Origin of the sequence: Citrobacter sp. wls615, assembly GCF_005281355.1 — a bacterium.
GTDB lineage: Bacteria > Pseudomonadota > Gammaproteobacteria > Enterobacterales > Enterobacteriaceae > Citrobacter > Citrobacter werkmanii.
In genome coordinates this window covers 105039-128056 of record NZ_SZXM01000087.1, presented here as the reverse complement: position 1 = coordinate 128056, position 23018 = coordinate 105039, and the positions used below count along the sequence as shown (strand labels likewise).

The 23018-nt window shown below is 54.8% G+C and carries 23 protein-coding genes; 15 read left to right on the top strand and 8 right to left on the bottom strand.

Going from position 1 to position 23018, the window contains the following annotated elements:
- The first annotated feature begins 9 nt into the window (after positions 1–9).
- The 6 genes from nuoI to nuoN all read left to right on the top strand — a co-directional run bounded on the left by nuoI (position 10) and on the right by nuoN (position 6325).
- Positions 10–552, top strand: a complete 543-nt coding sequence (nuoI, locus tag FDX04_RS22810) for an NADH-quinone oxidoreductase subunit NuoI (protein WP_003028062.1) — start codon at positions 10–12, stop codon at positions 550–552.
- 11 nt (positions 553–563) lie between these two features.
- Entirely contained in the window at positions 564–1118 is a 555-nt protein-coding gene (gene nuoJ, locus FDX04_RS22805; protein WP_042307097.1) for an NADH-quinone oxidoreductase subunit J, read from the top strand.
- On the top strand, positions 1115–1417 hold the full coding sequence (gene nuoK / locus FDX04_RS22800) for an NADH-quinone oxidoreductase subunit NuoK (protein ID WP_006683663.1): 303 nt from the start codon (positions 1115–1117) through the stop codon (positions 1415–1417). Before nuoJ ends, nuoK begins: the two co-directional genes overlap by 4 nt.
- Positions 1414–3255: an NADH-quinone oxidoreductase subunit L gene (gene nuoL, locus FDX04_RS22795; RefSeq protein WP_042307099.1), complete on the top strand. Its 1842-nt coding sequence runs from the start codon at positions 1414–1416 to the stop codon at positions 3253–3255. The genes nuoK and nuoL overlap by 4 nt, the downstream gene beginning before the upstream one ends.
- A gap of 76 nt (positions 3256–3331) precedes the next feature.
- The gene (gene nuoM / locus FDX04_RS22790; protein ID WP_003027692.1) at positions 3332–4861 is read left to right on the top strand and encodes an NADH-quinone oxidoreductase subunit M; all 1530 of its coding nucleotides are present in this window, start codon (positions 3332–3334) and stop codon (positions 4859–4861) included.
- 6 nt (positions 4862–4867) lie between these two features.
- A complete protein-coding gene (gene nuoN, locus FDX04_RS22785) occupies positions 4868–6325 on the top strand; it encodes an NADH-quinone oxidoreductase subunit NuoN (RefSeq protein WP_042307100.1) in 1458 nt (485 codons plus the stop codon).
- Positions 6326–6384: 59 nt separating this feature from the next.
- Here nuoN and FDX04_RS22780 read toward each other — a convergent pair whose 3' ends face one another.
- Both FDX04_RS22780 and rbn read right to left on the bottom strand, forming a co-directional pair.
- Positions 6385–7389: a chemotaxis protein gene (locus FDX04_RS22780; RefSeq protein ID WP_042307102.1), complete on the bottom strand. Its 1005-nt coding sequence runs from the start codon at positions 7387–7389 to the stop codon at positions 6385–6387.
- Positions 7390–7453: 64 nt separating this feature from the next.
- Entirely contained in the window at positions 7454–8371 is a 918-nt protein-coding gene (rbn, locus tag FDX04_RS22775; RefSeq protein WP_042307104.1) for a ribonuclease BN, read from the bottom strand.
- 67 nt (positions 8372–8438) lie between these two features.
- Here rbn and FDX04_RS22770 point away from each other — a divergent pair, with 67 nt between their 5' ends.
- From FDX04_RS22770 to pmrD, 9 genes are all read left to right on the top strand, one after another.
- On the top strand, positions 8439–8900 hold the full coding sequence (locus tag FDX04_RS22770) for a GNAT family N-acetyltransferase (RefSeq protein ID WP_137371502.1): 462 nt from the start codon (positions 8439–8441) through the stop codon (positions 8898–8900).
- 63 nt (positions 8901–8963) lie between these two features.
- On the top strand, positions 8964–9269 hold the full coding sequence (gene elaB, locus FDX04_RS22765; RefSeq protein ID WP_006683669.1) for a stress response protein ElaB: 306 nt from the start codon (positions 8964–8966) through the stop codon (positions 9267–9269).
- A gap of 104 nt (positions 9270–9373) precedes the next feature.
- Positions 9374–10672 (top strand): isochorismate synthase MenF, encoded by a 1299-nt coding sequence (gene menF, locus FDX04_RS22760; protein ID WP_137360954.1) that lies wholly within the window; start codon positions 9374–9376, stop codon positions 10670–10672.
- Positions 10673–10756: 84 nt separating this feature from the next.
- A complete protein-coding gene (menD, locus tag FDX04_RS22755; protein ID WP_038642282.1) occupies positions 10757–12427 on the top strand; it encodes a 2-succinyl-5-enolpyruvyl-6-hydroxy-3-cyclohexene-1-carboxylic-acid synthase in 1671 nt (556 codons plus the stop codon).
- Positions 12424–13182 carry a 2-succinyl-6-hydroxy-2,4-cyclohexadiene-1-carboxylate synthase gene (gene menH / locus FDX04_RS22750; RefSeq protein WP_137371501.1) on the top strand — a complete coding sequence of 253 codons (759 nt, stop codon included), beginning with the start codon at positions 12424–12426 and terminating at the stop codon, positions 13180–13182. The genes menD and menH overlap by 4 nt, the downstream gene beginning before the upstream one ends.
- A gap of 14 nt (positions 13183–13196) precedes the next feature.
- Positions 13197–14054, top strand: a complete 858-nt coding sequence (menB, locus tag FDX04_RS22745) for a 1,4-dihydroxy-2-naphthoyl-CoA synthase (RefSeq protein ID WP_137371500.1) — start codon at positions 13197–13199, stop codon at positions 14052–14054.
- On the top strand, positions 14054–15016 hold the full coding sequence (menC, locus tag FDX04_RS22740) for an o-succinylbenzoate synthase (protein ID WP_137360952.1): 963 nt from the start codon (positions 14054–14056) through the stop codon (positions 15014–15016). The genes menB and menC overlap by 1 nt, the downstream gene beginning before the upstream one ends.
- Entirely contained in the window at positions 15013–16425 is a 1413-nt protein-coding gene (gene menE, locus FDX04_RS22735; RefSeq protein WP_137360951.1) for an o-succinylbenzoate--CoA ligase, read from the top strand. The genes menC and menE overlap by 4 nt, the downstream gene beginning before the upstream one ends.
- A 95-nt stretch (positions 16426–16520) precedes the next feature.
- Complete coding sequence (gene pmrD / locus FDX04_RS22730; protein ID WP_042307121.1) at positions 16521–16784, top strand: signal transduction protein PmrD; 264 nt, start codon at positions 16521–16523, stop codon at positions 16782–16784.
- A gap of 2 nt (positions 16785–16786) precedes the next feature.
- On the opposite strand, the gene arnF is transcribed toward pmrD, so the two are convergent.
- From arnF to arnC, 6 genes are read right to left on the bottom strand one after another with little or no spacing between them, the layout of a single operon-like run.
- On the bottom strand, positions 16787–17173 hold the full coding sequence (gene arnF, locus FDX04_RS22725; protein WP_137360950.1) for a 4-amino-4-deoxy-L-arabinose-phosphoundecaprenol flippase subunit ArnF: 387 nt from the start codon (positions 17171–17173) through the stop codon (positions 16787–16789).
- Positions 17173–17508 carry a 4-amino-4-deoxy-L-arabinose-phosphoundecaprenol flippase subunit ArnE gene (arnE, locus tag FDX04_RS22720; RefSeq protein ID WP_042307126.1) on the bottom strand — a complete coding sequence of 112 codons (336 nt, stop codon included), beginning with the start codon at positions 17506–17508 and terminating at the stop codon, positions 17173–17175. Before arnE ends, arnF begins: the two co-directional genes overlap by 1 nt.
- Complete coding sequence (gene arnT / locus FDX04_RS22715; RefSeq protein ID WP_137371499.1) at positions 17505–19160, bottom strand: lipid IV(A) 4-amino-4-deoxy-L-arabinosyltransferase; 1656 nt, start codon at positions 19158–19160, stop codon at positions 17505–17507. Before arnT ends, arnE begins: the two co-directional genes overlap by 4 nt.
- Positions 19157–20059 carry a 4-deoxy-4-formamido-L-arabinose-phosphoundecaprenol deformylase gene (arnD, locus tag FDX04_RS22710; RefSeq protein WP_137360948.1) on the bottom strand — a complete coding sequence of 301 codons (903 nt, stop codon included), beginning with the start codon at positions 20057–20059 and terminating at the stop codon, positions 19157–19159. Before arnD ends, arnT begins: the two co-directional genes overlap by 4 nt.
- Positions 20056–22038 carry a bifunctional UDP-4-amino-4-deoxy-L-arabinose formyltransferase/UDP-glucuronic acid oxidase ArnA gene (arnA, locus tag FDX04_RS22705; protein WP_137360947.1) on the bottom strand — a complete coding sequence of 661 codons (1983 nt, stop codon included), beginning with the start codon at positions 22036–22038 and terminating at the stop codon, positions 20056–20058. The genes arnD and arnA overlap by 4 nt, the downstream gene beginning before the upstream one ends.
- On the bottom strand, positions 22035–23018 hold the full coding sequence (gene arnC, locus FDX04_RS22700; protein ID WP_137360946.1) for an undecaprenyl-phosphate 4-deoxy-4-formamido-L-arabinose transferase: 984 nt from the start codon (positions 23016–23018) through the stop codon (positions 22035–22037). Before arnC ends, arnA begins: the two co-directional genes overlap by 4 nt.

Here is a 23018-nt window from a genome sequence, read left to right as displayed (position 1 = left end):
ACAAAGACCATGACCTTAAAAGAATTGTTCGTAGGTTTCGGCACCCAGGTACGCAGTATCTGGATGATCGGCCTGCATGCGTTCGCGAAACGTGAAACGCAGATGTACCCGGAAGAGCCGGTCTATCTCCCGCCCCGTTTTCGTGGTCGTATCGTTCTGACCCGCGACCCGGACGGTGAAGAGCGCTGCGTTGCCTGTAACCTGTGCGCGGTAGCATGTCCGGTAGGCTGTATCTCTCTGCAAAAAGCAGAGACCAAAGACGGCCGCTGGTATCCGGAGTTTTTCCGCATTAACTTCTCACGCTGCATTTTCTGCGGCCTGTGCGAAGAAGCCTGTCCGACAACGGCTATTCAGCTGACTCCAGATTTCGAGCTGGGTGAGTACAAGCGCCAGGACCTGGTTTACGAGAAAGAGGATCTGCTGATCTCCGGTCCGGGCAAATACCCGGAATATAACTTCTACCGGATGGCAGGTATGGCAATCGACGGCAAAGATAAGGGCGAAGCAGAGAACGAAGCTAAGCCTATCGACGTCAAGAGCCTGTTACCGTAAGGAGAGGGGCAATGGAGTTCGCTTTTTATATCTGTGGCCTGATAGCCATTCTCGCAACCTTGCGGGTGATCACCCACACCAATCCGGTACACGCGCTGCTGTATCTGATTATTTCGCTGCTGGCGATTTCTGGGGTGTTCTTCTCGTTAGGCGCTTACTTCGCCGGTGCGCTGGAAATTATCGTCTACGCGGGCGCCATCATGGTGCTGTTCGTGTTCGTGGTAATGATGCTCAACCTCGGTGGCTCTGAAATTGAACAGGAACGCCAATGGCTGAAACCACAGGTGTGGATTGGTCCGGCAATTCTGTCGGCCATCATGCTGGTGGTGATTGTGTACGCCATTCTTGGCGTTAACGATCAGGGCATCGACGGTACGCCAATTAGCGCGAAAGCGGTGGGTATTACCCTGTTTGGACCGTATGTACTGGCGGTCGAACTGGCTTCGATGCTGCTGCTGGCGGGCCTGGTTGTGGCCTTCCACGTTGGTCGCGAAGAGCGTTCAGGTGAAGTGCTGAGCAATCGCACCGATGACCGTGCGAAAAGAAAAACGGAGGAGCACGCATGATCCCCTTACAACATGGACTGATCCTCGCGGCTGTCTTATTCGTGCTGGGCTTAACCGGTCTGGTTATCCGCCGCAATCTGCTGTTTATGCTGATTGGGCTGGAAATCATGATTAACGCCTCCGCGCTGGCCTTTGTGGTCGCCGGAAGCTACTGGGGCCAGACCGATGGTCAGGTGATGTACATTCTCGCCATCAGCCTTGCGGCTGCGGAAGCGAGCATTGGACTTGCACTGTTGCTGCAACTTCATCGCCGTCGCCAGAACCTGAACATCGATTCAGTAAGTGAGATGCGTGGATGAACATGCTTGCCTTAACCATTATTCTGCCATTTATTGGCTTTGTATTACTGGCGTTCTCTCGCGGTCGTTGGTCAGAAAATCTGTCCGCTACCGTGGGCGTTGGTTCTATTGGCCTGGCTGCGCTGGTGACGGCGTTTGTTGGCGTTGACTTCTTTGCTAATGGTCAACAAGCCTACAGTCAGCCGCTGTGGACGTGGATGTCTGTCGGTGACTTCAACATCGGCTTCAACCTGGTGCTGGACGGCCTGTCGCTGACTATGCTCAGCGTGGTGACCGGCGTCGGTTTCCTGATCCATATGTTCGCCTCCTGGTATATGCGTGGGGAAGAGGGCTACTCTCGTTTCTTCGCTTACACCAACCTGTTTATCGCCAGCATGGTGGTTCTGGTACTGGCGGATAACCTGCTGCTGATGTACCTCGGTTGGGAAGGCGTGGGCCTGTGCTCCTATCTGCTGATCGGTTTCTATTACACCGATCCGAAGAATGGCGCTGCGGCAATGAAAGCCTTCGTGGTGACCCGTGTCGGTGATGTGTTCCTCGCCTTCGCGCTGTTCATCCTCTACAACGAGCTGGGCACGCTGAACTTCCGCGAAATGGTCGAACTGGCGCCTGCGCACTTTGAAGCGGGTAATAACATGCTGATGTGGGCAACCCTGATGCTGCTGGGTGGTGCGGTGGGTAAATCCGCGCAGCTGCCGTTGCAGACCTGGCTTGCTGACGCGATGGCCGGCCCGACGCCTGTCTCCGCGCTGATCCACGCCGCGACGATGGTTACCGCTGGTGTCTACCTGATTGCACGTACCCATGGTCTGTTCCTGATGACCCCGGAAATCCTGCATCTGGTGGGGATTATCGGTGCGATCACGCTGGTGCTGGCGGGTTTTGCCGCGCTGGTACAGACCGACATCAAACGCGTTCTCGCTTACTCCACCATGAGCCAGATTGGCTACATGTTCCTGGCGCTCGGCGTTCAGGCATGGGATGCGGCGATTTTCCACCTGATGACGCACGCCTTCTTTAAAGCGCTGCTGTTCCTGGCATCCGGCTCGGTTATCCTGGCTTGCCACCACGAACAGAACATCTTCAAGATGGGCGGCCTGCGTAAGTCGATTCCGCTGGTGTATGTCTGCTTCCTGATTGGTGGCGCGGCGCTGTCGGCTCTGCCGTTGATTACCGCGGGCTTCTTCAGTAAGGATGAGATTCTGGCCGGTGCGATGGCGAACGGTCATATTAATCTGATGGTTGCAGGTCTGGTCGGTGCGTTTATGACCTCGCTGTACACCTTCCGTATGATTTTCATCGTGTTCCACGGTAAAGAACAAATTCACGCTCACGCCGGGAAGGGGATTACCCATCATCTGCCGCTGATTGTGCTGATGATCCTGTCTACCTTTGTTGGCGCGCTGATTGTGCCGCCGCTGCAGGGAGTATTGCCTGCAACGACCGAACTTGAGCATGGTCGCGTCATGACGCTGGAAATTACCTCCGGCATCGTAGCGATTGCGGGCATCCTGATCGCAGCGTGGCTGTGGCTGGGTAAACGTACGCTTGTTACGTCGATTGCCAACAGTGCGCCGGGCCGCCTGCTGGGTACCTGGTGGTATAACGCCTGGGGCTTCGACTGGCTGTACGACAAAGTGTTCGTTAAGCCGTTCCTGGGCATTGCCTGGCTGCTGAAGCGCGACCCGCTGAACTCAATGATGAACATTCCGGCTGTCCTTTCCCGCTTTGCAGGTAAAGGCCTGCTGTTAAGCGAGAACGGTTATCTGCGCTGGTATGTGGCATCAATGAGCATCGGCGCTGTCGTTGTGCTGGCACTGTTGATGGTACTGCGTTGATCGTAAAGTGAATTTTATCCAAATTCGTTGAAAATCAGGCCTCTGTCAGAGGCCTTAAAAAGGAATAAAAATCGCCATGTTACTACCCTGGCTAATATTGATTCCCTTTATCGGTGGCTTCCTGTGCTGGCAGACCGAACGCTTTGGCGTGAAGGTGCCGCGTTGGATCGCGCTGATTACCATGGGACTGACGCTGGCGCTTGGCCTGCAACTGTGGTTGCAGGGCGGCTATTCACTGACGCAATCCGCGGGTATTCCGCAGTGGCAGTCTGAGTTTGTCCTGCCGTGGATCCCACGTTTTGGCATCTCTATCCATTTAGCAATCGACGGCTTGTCGCTGCTAATGGTAGTGCTGACCGGTCTGCTCGGCGTTCTGGCGGTCCTTTGCTCCTGGAATGAAATCGAAAAATACCAGGGCTTCTTCCACCTGAACCTGATGTGGATCTTAGGCGGCGTGATCGGCGTGTTCCTGGCCATCGACATGTTCCTGTTCTTCTTCTTCTGGGAAATGATGCTGGTGCCGATGTACTTCCTGATCGCGCTGTGGGGGCATAAAGCTTCTGACGGTAAAACGCGTATCACGGCGGCAACCAAGTTCTTCATTTACACCCAGGCGAGTGGTCTGGTGATGTTGATTGCCATCCTGGCGCTGGTGTTTGTGCACTATAAAGCGACCGGCGTATGGACCTTCAATTATGAAGAGCTGCTGAATACCCCGATGTCCCACGGCGTGGAATATCTGCTGATGCTCGGCTTCTTCATCGCCTTCGCGGTGAAAATGCCGGTGGTTCCGCTGCACGGCTGGTTGCCGGATGCGCACTCCCAGGCACCGACCGCGGGTTCCGTTGACCTGGCGGGGATCCTGCTGAAAACCGCAGCCTACGGTCTGCTGCGTTTCTCTCTGCCGCTGTTCCCGAACGCGTCGGCGGAGTTTGCGCCTATCGCCATGTGGCTTGGCGTAATCGGTATCTTCTACGGCGCGTGGATGGCCTTTAATCAGTACGACATCAAACGTCTGATTGCCTACACCTCCGTATCCCACATGGGCTTCGTGCTGATTGCTATCTACACCGGCAGCCAGCTGGCGTACCAGGGTGCTGTTATCCAGATGATTGCGCACGGTCTGTCCGCAGCCGGTCTGTTCATTCTGTGTGGTCAGCTGTACGAACGTCTGCACACGCGTGATATGCGTATGATGGGCGGCCTGTGGGGCAAAATGAAATGGTTGCCTGCGCTGTCGATGTTCTTCGCAGTGTGTACGCTGGGTATGCCGGGTACAGGTAACTTCGTTGGCGAATTTATGATTCTGTTCGGCAGCTACCAGGTGGTTCCGGTCATTACCGTGATCTCGACCTTTGGTCTGGTGTTTGCCTCTGTATACTCGCTGGCGATGCTGCATCGCGCTTACTTTGGTAAGGCGAAGAGCCAGATTGCCAGCGTAGAACTGCCAGGGATGTCGCTGCGTGAGCTGTTTATCATCCTGTTGCTGGTCGTGCTTCTGGTACTGCTTGGCTTCTATCCGCAGCCGATTCTGGATACCTCGCATTCTGCGATGAGCAACATCCAGCAGTGGTTTGTTAATTCCGTTACTACTACAAGGCCGTAAATCGCCATGACAATAACTCCACAACACCTGATTGCGCTGCTACCGCTGCTGATCGTCGGCTTGACGGTGGTGGTTGTGATGCTCTCCATTGCGTGGCGACGCAATCACTTCCTCAATGCCACGCTGTCGGTCATTGGGCTTAACGCCGCGTTGGTTTCGCTCTGGTTTGTTGGCCAGGCGGGCGCCATGGACGTCACCCCGCTGATGCGGGTTGACGGTTTCGCCATGCTCTACACCGGGCTGGTGCTGCTGGCGAGTCTTGCCACCTGTACCTTTGCTTACCCGTGGCTGGAAGGCTATGACGACAACCGGGAAGAGTTCTATCTGCTGGTATTGATTGCTGCCCTGGGCGGTATTTTGCTGGCAAATGCTAACCATCTGGCGGCGCTGTTCCTCGGTATCGAACTGATTTCTCTGCCGCTGTTTGGTCTGGTTGGCTATGCGTTCCGTCAGAAACGTTCGCTGGAAGCCAGTATCAAATACACCATTCTGTCTGCCGCAGCGTCTTCCTTCCTGCTGTTCGGTATGGCGCTGGTGTACGCGCAGTCTGGCAACCTGTCGTTTGTTGCGCTCGGTAAGAGTCTTGGTGACGGCATGCTGCACGAACCGCTGCTGCTGGCGGGCTTCGGTCTGATGATTGTTGGCCTCGGCTTTAAACTCTCGCTGGTTCCGTTCCACCTGTGGACGCCAGACGTATACCAGGGCGCTCCGGCTCCGGTTTCCACCTTCCTGGCGACGGCGAGCAAAATCGCTATCTTCGGCGTGGTGATGCGTCTGTTCCTGTACGCACCGGTTGGCGACAGCGAAGCGGTACGTACCGTGCTGGGCGTGATTGCCTTTGCCTCCATCATCTTCGGTAACCTGATGGCGCTGAGCCAGACCAACATCAAGCGTCTGCTCGGTTACTCCTCCATCTCTCACCTCGGCTATCTGTTGGTGGCGTTGATTGCCCTGCAGAGTGGCGAAATGTCGATGGAAGCGGTTGGCGTTTACCTGGCCGGTTATCTGTTCAGCAGCCTCGGCGCGTTCGGTGTGGTCAGCCTGATGTCCAGCCCGTACCGCGGCCCGGATGCCGATTCTCTGTTCTCCTACCGTGGTCTGTTCTGGCATCGTCCGATCCTCGCGGCAGTGATGACGGTAATGATGCTGTCTCTGGCGGGTATCCCGATGACGCTGGGCTTTATTGGTAAGTTCTACGTGCTGGCGGTCGGTGTGCAGGCTAACCTGTGGTGGCTGGTTGCTGCCGTGGTGGTCGGTTCCGCAATTGGTTTGTACTACTACCTGCGTGTTGCCGTGAGCCTGTACCTGAGCGCACCGCAACAGCTGAACCGCGATGCGCCGTCTAACTGGCAGTACAGCGCGGGCGGGATCGTGGTGCTGATTTCTGCTCTTTTGGTGCTGGTATTGGGTATCTATCCGCAACCGCTGATCAGCATTGTGCAGTTAGCGACGCCGCTGATGTAAGCGACCCGCTAAAACGAAAAAAACCCGCCTTGGCGGGTTTTTTTATGCGTGAAATACGGTCAGTTTAATAGCTGCCTGCTCACCAGCGGACCGCTAATGTCTTTCGCTGCGCGCTCCATGACTTCCTGAATGACAGAAGAGAGTTCATTGACCTCAAATTTTGCCACGTAGCCATCAGCTTTAACCCGGCGAACGTGATCTTCATTGGCACTACCGGAAAGCGAGGAGTGGATAACGACCGGGATTTTCTTCAGGCGTTCGTCGGTCTTGATCTTACGGGTAAGCGTAAAACCGTCCATCTCCGGCATTTCCAGGTCGGTGAGCACCAGGGCTATCTTCTCGGTGATTGGCTTGCCTTCCGCCTGCGCTTCTGCGGAAAGCTGCTGGATTTTTTCCCATGCATCCTTACCTGTCACATGCATCTGATGCGGGATTTCCATGGCATTAAGCCCTTTCTCCAGCATCGCGCGAGCGACTTTCGAATCTTCTGCTACAATCGCCACCGCACCCGGCGTGATGTTGAATTTACTGGTTTTCAGGTCTGTCGCGCGTAAATCGTGATTGGACGGTACGATGTCGTAAAGGATTTGCTCAACGTCGAGCACCAGCGCCAGGTTGTTGGTCTCTTTATCGTCATCCAGGCAGGCGATACTGGTGATGTAGCGGCCGTTGACGGCTTTCTCGGCGGTATGCACCTGTTGCCAGTCCAGACGCATAATGTTTTCCACTGATTCCACCGCAAACGCCTGTACGCTGCGGGCGTATTCTGTAATGAGCAGGATGTTGAGTCCGGTCTCGGGTTTACAGCCCGCCACCGCCGGCAGGTCAATCACCGGAATCACTTGATCGCGAATGTTCACCATACCTAACAGCGGAGCTTTCATTCCCGCCGGACGCGTAAACGTCGGCATCGGCACGATTTCACGTAGTTTAAATACGTTGATGCCAAACAGCTCTGATTTCTGCTCCTCAACAGATTTGCCGAGGCGAAACAGTAGCAGTTCAAAACGGTTAGACAGGGTTAGGTTGGTCCTGTCATCAATATCTTTCTGGAAATTGTTCATCCTGTCCTCAGTGTGAAAGCCAGCCTTTTCACTGTTATCGGCACTGAGGCGAAAAAATAGAGCATTAAACGGTGAAAATGGCGAAATCGTGAGCCAGTTCTGTTGCCGGGAACAGCGTTCTGCACTCTTCGAGTAATCGCTGACAGCCTTTTTCATCGTAGCGTGAGCTAACGTGGGTCATGATCAAGCGTCCGACACCTGCTTTAAGCGCCAGAAGCGCGGCTTGTCGGGTTGAGCTGTGTCCACGACTATTGGCCTTCTCCTCCATTGACGAGTCCAGCGTAGTTTCATGCACCATCACATCCACACCTTTTGCCAGTTCGAGGGCGCTTGCGCACGGGCCTGTATCGCCGAAAATAGCCACCGATTTTCCCCTGGTGGCCGGGGCAAGAAAGTCGGCACCGTTAATCGCGCGACCATCTTCCAGGACGATGGTTTTCCCGGCTTTCAAATCCTGAAACCACGGGCCGGATTTAACACCAGCCGCCTTCAGAGCACTGGCGTCAAGTGCACCGGGTTTGTCGTGCTCTTCAATGCGAAAACCATAGCATTCCAGCGGATGTTCTAGTGGATATGCCGTTACCTTACGCAGGCCGTCATCCACGATTTCACCTGCGGTGATTTCCACAATATCCAGAGGATAATCAGTCCATGAACCGCTCAGACGCAATGCGGTTTCGGTAAATTCCCGTAATCCTTTTGGTCCGTAAAGCGTCAGTGGCTTCACGTTCCCGGCCATCGAACGACTGCATAGCAGACCAGGTAAACCAAACAGGTGGTCGCCATGCAGGTGGCTGATAAAAATACGGTCGAGTTTTCCCGGATTGAACGGCGTGGCGAGCATCTGATGCTGTGTTCCTTCGCCACAATCGAAAAGCCACAGCCCCGGCTGAGTCGGGTGTTGCAGATTGAGTAAAATTGCCGTTACATTGCGTGAGCGGGTAGGAACTCCCGCTGACGTGCCTAAAAATAGTAATTCCATCTTTGCGTTACACTTTTCGCCATCAATAAGGCAGGGTGTTCAGGTTATCACAACAAAGGGGCAGACAATGATTCACTGGCAAGATCTCCACCATGCAAAGCTGAGTACACAAGAACTGTATGCGATTCTTCAGCTTCGCTGCGCGGTGTTTGTTGTTGAACAACAGTGTCCATATCAGGATGTGGATGGCGACGATCTGGTTGGCGAAAATCGGCACATTCTGGGCTGGCACAATGATGAGTTGGTGGCGTATGCGAGGATTCTGAAAAGCGATGACGATCTGGAGCCGGTGGTCATTGGCCGGGTGATTGTCAGCGAAGCGCTACGCGGCGCAAAACTTGGGCAACAGCTGATGACCCAGACGCTGGCATCCTGTGCGCAACACTGGCCGCACAAGGCGCTGTATCTGGGGGCGCAGGCGCATCTGCAATCGTTTTATGCGCGCTTTGGTTTTATACCGGTGACGGATATTTATGACGAAGACGGGATTCCGCACATCGGGACGGCGCGAGAAGCACATCAGGCATAAACAGGCGCAAACGGTCCAGGTTGTCTATAGTTAGCGGATACGTCAATAGAAAGGGAGAATACAATGTCTTTTCAATCTTATGAATCACGTATCGATGATGATCTGGAGCTCTTGAGCGAAACGCTGGAAGAGGTGCTGCGTTCTTCCGGCGATCCGGCCGATCAAAAATATCTTGAGTTAAAAGCGCGGGCAGAGCGGGCGTTAGAAGAGGTGAGAAATCGCGTCAGCCATGCCTCTGACAATTATTATTTCCGCGCGAAAAAGGCCGTTTGCCGTGCAGATGACTATGTGCATGAAAAACCCTGGCGTGGAATCGGCGTTGGCGCCACGGTCGGTTTAGTGATGGGATTGTTGTTAGCACGGCGATAAATTCCGCTCCGTCAGCGCATTTGTTCGTACTCCCTAACTGGGGGTACTGCTTTTTCTGTTCAGTACCCCGTATAATAAGAGGTTTTTAACAGGGAGAGGTCCGCGTGCAATCAATCACTACTGCGCTGGAAGGTCTGATGCGTCATTTGTCGCAAGAGATACCGGCAGCACCTGGAATTCGTATTTACGACATACCTTTCCCTCTGAACGATGCGTTTGACGCTTTAGGATGGCTGGCCAGTCAACCCGTCTGGCCCCAGTTTTACTGGCAGCAGCGTAACGGCGACGAAGAAGCCGCTGTGCTGGGTGCCGTTGCCACGTTTTCCTCGCTGGCATCCGCTCAACAGTTTTTACGTCAGCACGACAACCAACCTGACCTGCGTATCTGGGGCCTTAATGCGTTCGAGCCCCGGCACGGCAATTTGTTGTTACCGCGACTGGAATGGCGACGCTGCGCCGGGGTGGCAAGCTTACGGCTACACCTGTACAGCGATGTTTCGCTGCGTGAAGACGCCGCACGCGCGGTTGAATTTATCTCCACGCTGGCCAATGTTAAACCGTTGCCCGCGTTGCGTTTGAGTTTGACGGGAGAACAACACTGGCCAGATAAATCCGGCTGGATAGACCTGATAAAACTTGCCACGCACACCATCAATGGCGAAGAACTCGACAAAGTTGTGCTGGCGCGAGCGACAGATTTACAGTTTTCACAGTCGGTGAATGCCGCTGCGGTGATGGCTTCCAGCCGTCGCCTGAACCTCAACTGCTACCATTTCTTTATGGCATTCTCTGCCGACTCCGCTTTTCTTGGCTCTTCCCCTGAACGTTTGTATCGGCGGCGTGATACGGCGCTGCGCACCGAAGCGCTGGCCGGAACCGTTGCCAATCACGCTGAGGATCATCGCGCCTGGCAGTTAGGCGACTGGTTGATGAAAGATGATAAAAACCAGCGTGAGAATATGCTGGTGGTCGAAGATATTTGCCAGCGGCTGCAAAGCTGTACGCAAACCCTTGATGTGCTCCCCCCGCAGGTGCTCAGACTGCGCAAGGTGCAGCATCTACGCCGTTGTATCTGGACGGAACTGAATCAGGCCGACGATACGCTTTGCCTGATGCAGCTCCAGCCTACTGCGGCAGTTGCAGGCATTCCGCGTGAGCTGGCGCGCGAATTTATCCAGCAAAATGAACCCTTTGAACGCGAGTGGTATGCCGGCTCTGCGGGTTATCTTTCTCTGCGCCAAAGTGAATTCTGCGTGTCATTACGTTCGGCGAAAATTAACGCCAACGTGGTCCGGCTGTATGCCGGCGCGGGGATCGTGCGTGGTTCAGATCCTGAGCAAGAATGGCAAGAAATAGACAATAAAGCGGCAGGACTGCGCACTTTATTACAGATGGAAGGGTAATGAGTTGTATATTACCGACTCATATCAAAAATCCATTTATTCGATTCTTTATACTGTGTCGCAATATTGATACCGGACAATCTCATGTCAGTAAGCGCATTTAACCGACGCTGGGCGGCGGTCATACTGGAAGCACTCACTCGCCACGGCGTCAGGCATATCTGCATTGCCCCTGGCTCTCGTTCTACACCGTTGACGCTGGCAGCCGCGGAAAATCCTGCTTTCATCCACCATACCCATTTTGATGAGCGTGGTCTTGGGCATCTGGCCTTAGGTCTGGCAAAAGTGAGTCGCCAGCCTGTCGCCGTGATTGTCACGTCCGGTACGGCGGTGGCGAACCTGTATCCCGCATTGATTGAAGCGGGCCTGACCGGTGAAAAACTGATTTTACTCACGGCTGACCGACCGCCAGAACTTATTGACTGTGGCGCTAATCAGGCGATTCGTCAGGCCGGCATGTTTGCTTCTCATCCGTCGCAAACGCTCTCCTTACCGCGTCCAACTCAGGACATTCCGGCAAGCTGGCTGGTGTCTACCATTGATAATGCCCTGGCCGCGCTGCATAGCGGAGCGGTTCATATTAATTGCCCATTTGCGGAACCGCTGTATGGCGACATGGACGAAACGGGGATCGCCTGGCAGCAGCGCCTCGGCGACTGGTGGCAGGATGATAAACCCTGGCTACGTGAAGCGCGTCGGCTGGAAAGCGACAAACAACGTGACTGGTTTTTCTGGCGACAAAAGCGCGGCGTAGTCATTGCCGGTCGTATGAGTGCGGAAGAGGGCAAGAAAGTTGCGCAATGGGCGCAGATGCTTGGCTGGCCGCTGATTGGCGATGTGTTGTCGCAAACCGGACAACCCCTGCCGTGTGCTGACCTGTGGTTGGGGAATGCGAAGGCGGTGACTGAGTTACAGCAGGCGCAGATAGTGGTGCAGCTTGGCAGTAGCCTGACCGGAAAACGACTCCTGCAATGGCAGGCCAGTTGCGATCCGCAGGAATACTGGATTGTCGATAATATCGAAGGTCGCCTCGATCCGGCGCATCATCGTGGACGCAGGCTGGTGGCGAAGGTTGGTGACTGGCTGGATCTGCATCCGGCGGAAAAACGCCAACCCTGGTGCGTGGAAATCCCGCGTCTGGCGCAACTGGCGTGGCAGGCGGTAGAAGCCCGTCGCGACGTGTTTGGTGAAGCGCAATTAGCGCATCGTATTCACGAGTATCTGCCCGAACAAGGGCAACTGTTCGTGGGTAACAGTCTGGTGGTGCGCCTGATTGATGCACTGTCGCAGCTTCCGGCTGGTTTCCCGGTCTATAGCAACCGCGGCGCGAGCGGCATTGACGGTCTGCTGTCAACGGCGGCGGGGGTACAGCGCGCCAGCGCAAAATCAACGTTGGCTATCGTCGGCGATTTATCTGCACTGTATGACCTCAACGCGCTGGCGTTATTGCGTCAGGTTTCCGCGCCGTTTGTCCTGATAGTGGTCAATAATAACGGTGGGCAGATATTTTCCCTGCTACCGACGCCGGCAAGTGAACGTGAACGGTTCTATCTTATGCCGCAGAACGTGCACTTTGAGCATGCCGCAGCCATGTTTAACCTTAAATATCAGCGCCCAGAAAACTGGGAGCAACTGGAGAGCGCGTTGACAAATGCCTGGCGTACTCCTGCGGCAACGGTGATTGAGCTGGTGGTGAACGAAACTGACGGGGCGCAAACCCTGCAGCAACTGCTGGCGCAGGTAAGCCATCTATGATCCTGCATGCCCAGGCGACCGTAAGCCAGAGTGGAGCACCCTGGCTGGTTTTCCTGCACGGTTTCTCCGGCGACTGTCGGGAATGGCACACGGTCGGCGAAGCGTTTCAGGATTATTCGCGGCTATATATCGACCTGCCGGGACACGGCGGTTCCGCCGAGATTAAGGTGAGCGGGTTCAATGATGTCTGTGCGTTATTGCGTAATACCTTGCTTAGTTACAACATACTTAGCTACTGGCTGGTGGGATACTCTCTTGGCGGCAGAGTCGCGATGATGGCGGCCTGTCAGGAGATGCCCGGACTTTGCGGTCTGGTCGTTGAAGGTGGACATCCTGGCTTGCAAAGCGAGGAGGCACGCGTTCAACGTCGTCTTTCAGATGGCCGCTGGGCCGCGCGTTTTCGCGCTGAGCCGCTGCGTGAGGTATTTAATGACTGGTATCAACAGCCGGTATTTTCCTCGCTGAATGCGGCGCAAAGAGAGGCGCTGGTCGATCTGCGTAGCCAGAATAACGGGCATACGCTGGCGGCGATGCTGGAGGCCACCTCGCTTGCCGTACAACCTGATTTACGTGCGCAACTCACTGCGCGCACATTTCCGTTTTATTATTTATGTGGTGAACGTGACGATAAATTCCGCGCGCTGGCGACGGAAATGTCAGTACCAAACCATGTGATTCGTAATGCCGGACACAACGCGCATCGGGATAATCCCGCTGGCGTGGTGAACTGTCTGGCTCAGATTCTGCGTCGCTGACTATAGGACATTTTATGATCTATCCTGATGAAACAATGCTTTACGCACCGGTAGAATGGCACGATTGCTCTGCGGGCTATACCGACATTCTCTACGAGAAATCCACCGACGGTATCGCCAAAATCACCATTAATCGTCCACAGGTACGCAATGCTTTCCGTCCTGTTACCGTAAAAGAGATGATCCAGGCGCTGGCGGATGCCCGCTATGACGACAACATCGGTGTGATCATTCTGACCGGTGCGGGTGACAAAGCGTTTTGCTCAGGTGGCGATCAGAAAGTGCGTGGCGATTACGGCGGATACCAGGATGACGCCGGTGTGCATCACCTGAACGTGCTGGACTTCCAGCGTCAGATTCGTACCTGTCCGAAACCGGTCGTGGCGATGGTAGCAGGGTACTCCATCGGCGGCGGCCACGTGCTGCACATGATGTGTGACCTGACCATTGCGGCGGAAAACGCCATCTTTGGTCAGACCGGCCCGAAAGTGGGTTCCTTCGACGGTGGTTGGGGTGCCTCTTACATGGCCCGTATCGTGGGTCAGAAAAAAGCGCGTGAAATCTGGTTCCTGTGCCGTCAGTACGATGCGCAGCAGGCGCTGGACATGGGCCTGGTCAACACCGTGGTTCCGCTGGCGGATCTGGAGAAAGAGACCGTACGCTGGTGCCGTGAGATGCTGCAAAACAGCCCGATGGCGCTGCGTTGCCTGAAAGCGGCACTGAACGCCGACTGCGATGGACAGGCAGGTCTGCAAGAACTGGCCGGTAACGCCACCATGCTGTTCTACATGACGGAAGAAGGTCAGGAAGGTCGTAACGCCTTTAACCAGAAACGTCAGCCTGACTTCAGCAAATTCAAACGGAATCCGTAATGCGTAGCGCGCAGGTATACCGCTGGCAGATCCCCATGGACGCGGGGGTGATTCTGCGCGACAGGCGGTTAAAAACGCGTGACGGGTTGTATGTTTGTCTGCGTGACGGCGAGCATGAAGGGTGGGGAGAGATCTCCCCGCTGCCGGGCTTCAGTCAGGAAAGCTGGGAAGAGGCGCAAACCGAGCTGCTGTCCTGGGTACAAGGCTGGTTGCAAGGGGATGATTCTTTACCACAGCTGCCTTCTGTCGCTTTTGGCGCAAGCTGTGCGCTGGCCGAACTGGCTGACGCTCTGCCGGAGGCTGCAGACTATCGTGCTGCTCCTCTGTGTACGGGCGATCCTGACGATTTGGTGCTGCAACTGGCGGATATGCCGGGCGAAAAAGTCGCCAAGATCAAGGTTGGGCTGTATGAAGCGGTTCGTGACGGAATGGTAGCCAATCTGCTGCTCGAGGCGATTCCGGAGCTGCATCTGCGACTCGACGCCAACCGCGCCTGGACGCCGTTGAAAGCCCAACAGTTCGCGAAATACGTCAATCCAGAGTATCGCGGACGCATTGCCTTCCTTGAAGAACCATGTAAAACGCGCGATGACTCACGCGCATTCGCACGTGAAACCGGCATCGCTATCGCCTGGGACGAAAGTCTGCGTGAAGCGGATTTCACCTTTGAAGCCGAAGAGGGCGTCAAGGCTGTGGTTATCAAACCTACGCTGACCGGTAGTCTCGACAAAGTGCATGAACAGGTTGCAGCAGCGCATGCGCTTGGTCTCACCGCCGTTATCAGTTCATCTATTGAGTCGAGTCTTGGCTTAACCCAACTGGCGAGAATTGCCGCCTGGCTGACGCCGCAGACCATTCCGGGTCTGGACACGCTGAGTCTGATGCAGTGCCAGCAGGTACGCACCTGGCCGGGTAGCGCGTTGCCGTGTATTGCCGTTGATGCGCTGGAACGCCTGCTATGACCTCATGGGAAACGCCCGCTAGCGCAAGCTTAGCGGGCACTGACTGGCCCTGGCGCGACTGGCGGCAGGTTCGTGCGCAGGCGCCAGCGCTGCGCCTCAACGATGAAGTATTAAGCTGGAGTGAGCTCTGTACCCGCGTCGATCATCTGGCCAGCGGCTTTGCCGCTCAGGGCGTGGAAGAGGGCGATGGCGTCCTGCTCCGCGCATGGAATCATCCGCGAGCCTTGCTGGCCTGGATCGCGCTGTTGCAATGTGGGGCGCGGGTTTTACCTGTGAACCCACAGTTGCCTCAATCGCTGCTTGATGCGCTGGTCCCGGACTTAACGCTACGTTTTGCCCTGGATCTGGAGGCCGCTAACGCGTTTCCCGGGCTGGAACCGTTGCAGATGCAGGCGCTGCCAGGCGCACATGCCGCCGCGTGGTCGCCTCAGCGCTTGAGCACAATGACGTTAACCTCAGGTTCCACCGGATTGCCGAAAGCGGCGGTTCACACCTGTCAGGCACATCTGGCAAGCGCGCAGGGCGTGCTGTCATTAATGCCGTTTGGCGCTGAAGATGACTGGCTGCTTTCATTGCCGCTGTTTCATGTTTCCGGCCAGGGTATTTTATGGCGCTGGTTGTTTGCCGGGGCGCGAATGACCGTGCGCGACAAGCAGCCGCTGGAGCAAATGCTGGTCGGCTGCACCCATGCCTCGTTGGTCCCCACACAGTTGTGGCGCTTGTTGGTCAATAAAACGCCGGTCACGCTCAAAGCGGTGCTGCTGGGCGGCGCAGCTATTCCTGTTGAGTTGACGGAGCAGGCGCGCGATCAGGGGATTCGCTGCTGGTGCGGTTATGGACTGACGGAATTCGCTTCCACCGTTTGTGCGAAAGAGGCGGATGGTCTGGCTGATGTCGGTTCAGCCTTAGCGGGCAGAGAAGTCAGAATCGTGGATGACGAAGTCTGGCTGCGTGCGGCCAGCATGGCGCAAGGTTACTGGCGTAACGGACAGCTTATTCCTTTAGTGAACGCGGAAGGGTGGTTTGCTACCCGCGATCGTGGGGTGTTAAAGGACGGCAAGTTAACCATTATCGGTCGTATGGACAATCTGTTTTTTAGCGGTGGGGAAGGCATACAGCCAGAAGAAGTGGAACGCGTGATTGCAGCGCATCCGCAGGTTCTGCAGGCCTTTATTGTCCCGTTAGAAGATAAAGAGTTTGGTCATCGTCCGGTGGCGGTCGTTGAGTATGACACCAACGCTGGCGATGCCAATCTTGCAGAGTGGGTTAAAGATAAGCTGGCCCGTTTTCAGCAACCGGTATGTTGGCTGACGTTGCCACCTGAACTGAAAGCCGGAGGGATTAAAATCTCTCGTCGCGCGTTGGCGGATTGGGTAAGTGCTTCATCATTAACATTAAGAAAATATTAATTACATTTCTCATTTTTGCCATTCCGTCGCTATTGTCGTTTTGTTTATCAGCTAAAGTGTAACCTGATGTGAAATTCATTAACAAAAGGTGCGCTATGGAATGGCATGTGAAGAAGTCTTGCTGTCACAAGAAAGCAGGGAGGCTCTATATCGTACTTTGCGATAGCGGTGGTTCGCTTAAGATGCTTGCTGAAGCGCAATCTTCCGAACGGGTTAAGCCCGGGGATCTCCTTTCACCGCTGAAAGACGCACAGTATTGTGTTAATCGTGATGCATCCCGTGTGATTAAAATAATCGATGCCAGACAGTACATTTGTGACGAATGGGAGCGCCTGTTACGACTGTCGGCAGATAAATGAGCTCAGCGCCGGTGCTGGTCAGCAGGCAGAAAAATCGTCATTAAACCCGCCATGATGCACAGTACCCCAACCAGCGCCTTCACTGAAAATGTTCCCTGCCAGCCGGGCAGAATCATTGATGCGACCCAAACCAGCACATAGCTGAGGCTGAGCAGGGCATAAGCCTTGCTCAGGGCGAGCTGGTGCAGGGCCTTATGCCAGCAAATTACCGACAGTAAATATCCCGCCAGCCCACTAAAAAGAGCCAATGCGCCAGCGTTGAGAGCGAATACGGCGGAGAGAAATTTCAGCGGTTGCAACATCGGCGGCAGGTTATCCATCGCAAAGCCGAGACTTAGCTGGGCAGCCGAGGTGATAATAACGCTACATAATCCCCAAAAAATGCCCATTACACCGCGCTCCCAAGAATGAATATGCCGGCGATTATCAGCCCCACACCCAGCCAGTGGCGCGTTGCGACCGGTTCGCGCCAGATTTTCCAGGCGGCCAGCGTCACCCAGACAAAATTCAGGCTCAGCATGGGATAGGCGATGCCAACAGGGATATTCTGCAACACCACCAGCCAGAGCAGCATAGCCAGGCCGAGGCTTGCCAGGGCCAGCCCAATCCATTGCGTAATATGGCGTTTTCGCCTGCCTGAAGGTACCGGACGCGTTGCCTGCTTCTGGCATAACTGTCCGCATACGCTGAGCAGGCTGGCGAAAATTAATACTATCCAGATCATTTCGGCCGATACTGAATCAGGACCAGACGCCCCTGGTTATCGATATAATCAGCGGGAGGAATGGCTAGTTGATTAATATCTTCATTCTTATCAATCGAGAGCACGAGGGTAATATTTCCTTGCTGACGGTGTTGGGCTAACCAGTCGACAAAGTCCGTCCGACTGACAAAGCGCCCTTGGGCATCCGGATAGCTGAGGCCGTATTTCAACTCGCCTGTTTGTCCGTATAGCATGATGTCGTCACGCTTCAGGCTCCAGGCCAGCCCCGCAGCGACGCCAACGCTGTCGGTGAGAATATAGCGGCTGGATTCCAGCGACTCTTTGGTCATCTCGACAAAAAACTGCGGTTGTTTAGATTCCATGACCCGATCGGGAATGGAGAAGCCAAACAACAGCGCCAGTCCTAATGGGCAAAACGCGGCAAATTGCCAGTTCTTCTCGCGGTTATTTAACGTATACCAGCCAAAGAGCGTCCAGGTGAGAAAAATACCCCATGCACAAAAAACCTTATAGGTTTCGATATGCGACCAGATAGGCGTTTTCAACGGTCCCAGCGTGGAAACAATAAACGTGGCGATAATGCCTACCACACCAAACAGAACGTTGATCCAGCCATTCACACGCAGCGCGGCTGAACCTTTTTGCGCGGCCTGCAGGCCAAAACGCGCCGTTAATATCGCCAGCGGCGCGAAGCAGGAAAGAATATAGGTCGGCAGTTTTCCTTTTGCGATGCTGAAAAACAGGATCGGCATGATAATCCAGCTTAGCAGGTATAGTGTGCTGCGCGGAACATCGCGTTCCCGCCAGCCCGTACGCAGTGCGCCGGGAAGCAGCCCGAGCCACGGTAACGCGCCAGCCAAAAGCACGGGAATGTAGTACCAGACAGGGGCCTTATGTTGGGCATCATCCTGGGCGAAGCGTTGAATGTGTTCGACCCAGAAAAAGTAATGCCAGAAGTCCGGCTCACGCTGAGCAATCGCTACTCCCCAAGGCAGCACAATCACGACGCAGCCGACGACTGCCAGCAGGCCGTAGACGATCAGGTCTTTCCAGCGTTTTTGCACGAAAACCCACGGCAGTACGCTGAGCACGGGAACAGCAAGCGCCAGGAAACCCTTGGTCATTACGCCCATGCCGCAGGTTAGCCCTAACAGCAGAAAGGCAACGATTTTGCGTGTACTGGTAGTGGCCAGCATCCCCTCCCAAAAGCAGCACATGCCCGCCATCAGCCAGAGTGCGATCATAGGATCGAGTACCGCGTAGGTACCGATGCTATAGACCGAAAAAAAGGTTAAAAAGATAACTGAAGAGAGTACGGCGGTACGCTTATCCTGCCACATCCGCATGGCAAGCCAGGCTACCAGTAGCGCCGTCAGCAAGGTGGCAAAAATAGCGCCCGCTCTGACGCCAAAATTATTGGCGCCAAACAGCCATTGCCCGATGCTGTTCAACCAGTATCCGGCAATCGGTTTTTCAAAATAACGCAGCCCTAAAAAGTGCGGAACGATCCAGTCGCCAGAGGTCAGCGTCTCCCGACTGATTTCGGCATAGCGCGTTTCATCAGGCTGCCACAGCAGACGACTATTAATAGGTAAAATAAAATACAGCGCGATAAAAGCGATAAATGCCAGGGCGTTACGTACCGATTTCATTGTGTCATATCCACGGGTTGCTGACAGCCGATCCATCCCTCTCTGCCGGGAATCTTCCCACGCACGATCCGCCCGGTTGGCAGCGCACTGATATCGTCCGGTAGCAGATCCCCGAGCGGGCAAAACGTAATCCCCATGTCGGCAGCACGAGTGAGCAATTCGTCAAAATTCTGCTGAAAGGCAATACCTTCCACTTCTGCATGAATGGTGTACACCGGTGTCTCTCTGCTCATCTGGATGTGGGAGAGAATATAAGCATTAAAGTCCACCGCCTGAACCTCTTGACCCACCACTTCATCCCATGTGGGTAATGTGACAGGAATTTGCGGCGTACCTGTTTTCCCGGACGCCAGCACAGGACGGAATAACGACGTTCCACGACAGTCGCTGTTATAGCGCAGATGGAACGTTTCTTTGGCATGGACGACGCGGTCGTCGGCACGCCATCCGGCAACGGCGGAGCAGGTAACGGGCTGATTGATGATAGCTTCAAGGGCGGTAATGCCACGTGAAATATCATCAATTAGCTCTTTGTCATTCCAGTTTCCGCTTCGCGCCTGCCAGGCATGGTGATCCCAGGCATGCAAACCGGTTTCATGAAGCAGGGCGGTTTGCGCAATAATGGCCGCATTGGCCTGGCCGATCTCTTTTCCCGGCCATGCTGTACCCGCCAGCAAAATATCCCACCCGTAGAGCGATGCTGCGTTTGAGCGCAGCATCTTCCACAGAAATTGTGGCTTCACCAGGCGCCAGAGATGGCGTCCCATGTTGTCAGGTCCCATGCTAAAGAAAAAACTTGCCCGAACGTTATGTCGGTTCAATGTCTCCAGCAGGCGGGGCACGCCTTCGCGTGTCCCCCTGAATGTGTCGACATCAATGCGCAAGCCAACTTTGGTCATGATGTGTGTTCCGTGATATCCACACTGCGTAAGAAGAAGTCCAGCGTCTCTTCTACCGTTTCCTGCATCTCAATGGTGGGTTCCCAGTTCAGGCAACGTTTTGCGTTGCGAATATTGGGCTTACGGTGCTCAACGTCCTGATAACCTTTACCATAGTAGGTGCTGCTTTCGACGTCGCGGAAACCGGCAAACGGCGGAAAATGCTGACGTAATGGATGTTTTTCAAAGCAGGTTAGCAGCATTTCTGCCAGTTCCTGAATACTCGCTTCGTTTTCCGGGTTACCGATGTTGATAATCTCGCCGTCACAGCGTCCTCCTTCATTTTCAATAATGCGGTACAGGGCTTCGATACCATCGCGAATATCGGTAAAACAGCGCTTTTGCTTGCCGCCTTCAATCAGCTTAATCGGTGAGCCTTCCACCAGATTGAGAATCAATTGGGTGATGGCGCGTGAGCTACCGATACGCGCGGCGTTAAGACTGTCCAGACGCGGTCCCATCCAGTTAAACGGACGGAACAGGGTGAAGCGCAACCCCTCTTTTTCGCCGTATGCCCAGATTACGCGGTCCAGCAACTGCTTGGAAACGGAGTAGATCCAACGTGGTTTATTCACCGGGCCGACGATCAGATTCGAGCTGTCCTCATCGAAGACTTTATCGGTACACATGCCGTAGACTTCGGAGGTTGACGGGAAAATGATGCGCTTACGGTACTTCACGCAGTAGCGAATGATTTTCAGGTTCTCTTCAAAATCGAGTTCAAACACGCGCAGTGGGTTGCGGGTATATTCGATTGGCGTGGCGATCGCCACCAGCGGCAATACGACGTCGCATTTTTTCACATGATATTCAATCCATTCGGAGTGAATGCTAATGTCGCCTTCGACGAAATGGAAACGCGGATGTTGCAGGAAACGCCCAATTGCATCGCTGCCAATATCGAGTCCATATACTTCGTAATTGTCTTCTTGCAGCAGGCGCTCGGTCAGGTGGTTACCAATGAAGCCGTTAACGCCAAGGATCAGCACGCGAGTACGACGTTTGCTGGTGGTAACGGACTGGCTGTTCAGACGAGAACCGGGTACCAGGCCCAGAACCTGCGCCAGCTGTGAGCCTTGCATCGTAATACCATCGCCAGCTTGTCCGGTAATAATCTCCAGTGCGCCATCGGCACAGGCGATCAGCAAAGGCGACACGGAGATGACGGTGCCCGGTTGGGCTGCAAGGTCATTTGTGCAAACACGCGACGACCAGACGGTGAACTTTTGCGTGCCGACATAGCTAAATGCGCCCGGCCATGGATCGCTGACGGCGCGGACCTGGTTATGCAGCTCTGCGGCAGGTTTGTTCCAGTCCAGGAAGCTATCTTCCGGCGTGCGGCGGCCAAAACAGGTAGCCTCTGCTTCCTGTTGCGGGCGTTCTGCGTAATCCCCCGTTTTAATCGCGGGCAGCGCCTGTTCCAGCAGCTGACGCGCAGCCTGGCACAATTTATGGTGCAGCGTTAACGCCACATCATCCGAAGAGATAGCGACAGACTGCTGAGCGATAATAGCGCCAGCGTCTGCACGTTTGACCATGCGATGAAGCGTGACGCCGGTTTCGGTTTCGCCATTGACCAATACCCAGTTCAGCGGCGCGCGGCCGCGGTATTTTGGCAGCAGCGAGCCGTGCAGATTAAATGCCCCCTTAGGCGCAAGACTGAGGATCTCCTCACTCAGTAAATGGCGATAGTAGAACGAGAAGATAACATCGGGTGCCAGTTGGCTAATGCGCTCGATCCACAAAGGATGATTAACCTCGTCCGGGGCGTAAACCGGAATACCGGCGCTGGCGGCGAGGCGGGAAACAGAGCCAAAAAACGCTTTTTCACCGGGGTTGTCGGTGTGCGTAAAAATTGCGGCGATTTCATAACCTGCATCCAACAAGGCCTGGACACCCTGACATCCCATATCGTGATAGGCAAATACGACGGCTTTCATGCGCGGTTTTCCTCGGTTGACTGCGTGGTTTGTGGGCGGATAACGTGTTGAACAAAATAGCGGGGGCGGGCGCGGACATCGTTATAGATGCGACCGATATATTCGCCGAGTAAACCCATGCCAATGAACTGTGCGCCGATAAAGGTAAACAGGACGGCAAACAGCATGAATACCCCTTCCGCGGCCCACTGCGGGCCGAGCGTCAGGCGTAACACAACAAGCAGAACGGACAGCGTAAAGCCCGTGGCGGCAATCACGCTGCCGAGCAGGCTCAACATACGTAACGGCGTGGTGGTCAGACAGGTCACCAGGTCATACATCAGGTTGATCAGACGCATGAAGCTGTATTTAGAGTCACCAAATTCACGCTCTGCATGGTGCACCGGGATCTCCGTGGCGCGACGGGCAAAAATGTTGGCCAGAATCGGAATAAAGGTGCTGCGCTCCTGGCAATGCAGCATGGCATCGACAATATGGCGACGATAGGCGCGTAGCATGCAGCCGTAGTCGCCCATCGCTTTACCGGTAGTGCGCTGAATCAGGTGGTTGATCATACGCGAGGCGGTCTTACGAAATACGCTGTCCTGTCGGTTCTGGCGTACCGTTCCGACCACATCGAAACCTTCATCTGCGGTGGCGACCAGCCGGGGGATCTCTTCCGGCGGATTTTGCAAATCGGCATCCAGCGTGATGATCAAGTCACCGGTGACATGGCTGAAACCGGCCATAATTGCCGAGTGCTGGCCGTAATTGCGGTTCAGCAGAATAGAAACGATCTGGCTGTTCGGCGCCTGTGAAGCGTCCATCATCAGTTGCGCGGAACGGTCGCTGCTGCCGTCATCGATCAGCAAGATTTCATAATCTTTGCCCAATTTTTCGCAGGCGGCGCCGGTGCGTCTGATTAATTCTGGCAGGCTTTCCTGTTCGTTAAAAACAGGAATGACCACTGAGACTTTCTTGATCGGTGTGGCTTCAAACAT

Bases quoted from the DNA above. Each gene is read 5' to 3' on its own strand.
- arnC (WP_137360946.1), bottom strand. From the start codon at position 23,018: ATGTTTGAAGCCACACCGATCAAGAAAGTCTCAGTGGTCATTCCTGTT.
- arnT (WP_137371499.1), bottom strand. From the start codon at position 19,160: ATGAAATCGGTACGTAACGCCCTGGCATTTATCGCTTTTATCGCGCTG.
- nuoJ (WP_042307097.1), top strand. From the start codon at position 564: ATGGAGTTCGCTTTTTATATCTGTGGCCTGATAGCCATTCTCGCAACC.
- pmrD (WP_042307121.1), top strand. From the start codon at position 16,521: ATGGAATGGCATGTGAAGAAGTCTTGCTGTCACAAGAAAGCAGGGAGG.
- rbn (WP_042307104.1), bottom strand. From the start codon at position 8,371: ATGGAATTACTATTTTTAGGCACGTCAGCGGGAGTTCCTACCCGCTCA.
- FDX04_RS22770 (WP_137371502.1), top strand. From the start codon at position 8,439: ATGATTCACTGGCAAGATCTCCACCATGCAAAGCTGAGTACACAAGAA.
- menC (WP_137360952.1), top strand. From the start codon at position 14,054: ATGCGTAGCGCGCAGGTATACCGCTGGCAGATCCCCATGGACGCGGGG.
- menH (WP_137371501.1), top strand. From the start codon at position 12,424: ATGATCCTGCATGCCCAGGCGACCGTAAGCCAGAGTGGAGCACCCTGG.
- nuoK (WP_006683663.1), top strand. From the start codon at position 1,115: ATGATCCCCTTACAACATGGACTGATCCTCGCGGCTGTCTTATTCGTG.
- arnA (WP_137360947.1), bottom strand. From the start codon at position 22,038: ATGAAAGCCGTCGTATTTGCCTATCACGATATGGGATGTCAGGGTGTC.
- menB (WP_137371500.1), top strand. From the start codon at position 13,197: ATGATCTATCCTGATGAAACAATGCTTTACGCACCGGTAGAATGGCAC.
- elaB (WP_006683669.1), top strand. From the start codon at position 8,964: ATGTCTTTTCAATCTTATGAATCACGTATCGATGATGATCTGGAGCTC.
- arnD (WP_137360948.1), bottom strand. From the start codon at position 20,059: ATGACCAAAGTTGGCTTGCGCATTGATGTCGACACATTCAGGGGGACA.
- arnE (WP_042307126.1), bottom strand. From the start codon at position 17,508: ATGATCTGGATAGTATTAATTTTCGCCAGCCTGCTCAGCGTATGCGGA.
- nuoM (WP_003027692.1), top strand. From the start codon at position 3,332: ATGTTACTACCCTGGCTAATATTGATTCCCTTTATCGGTGGCTTCCTG.
- nuoI (WP_003028062.1), top strand. From the start codon at position 10: ATGACCTTAAAAGAATTGTTCGTAGGTTTCGGCACCCAGGTACGCAGT.
- nuoL (WP_042307099.1), top strand. From the start codon at position 1,414: ATGAACATGCTTGCCTTAACCATTATTCTGCCATTTATTGGCTTTGTA.
- arnF (WP_137360950.1), bottom strand. From the start codon at position 17,173: ATGGGCATTTTTTGGGGATTATGTAGCGTTATTATCACCTCGGCTGCC.
- menE (WP_137360951.1), top strand. From the start codon at position 15,013: ATGACCTCATGGGAAACGCCCGCTAGCGCAAGCTTAGCGGGCACTGAC.
- FDX04_RS22780 (WP_042307102.1), bottom strand. From the start codon at position 7,389: ATGAACAATTTCCAGAAAGATATTGATGACAGGACCAACCTAACCCTG.
- menD (WP_038642282.1), top strand. From the start codon at position 10,757: ATGTCAGTAAGCGCATTTAACCGACGCTGGGCGGCGGTCATACTGGAA.
- nuoN (WP_042307100.1), top strand. From the start codon at position 4,868: ATGACAATAACTCCACAACACCTGATTGCGCTGCTACCGCTGCTGATC.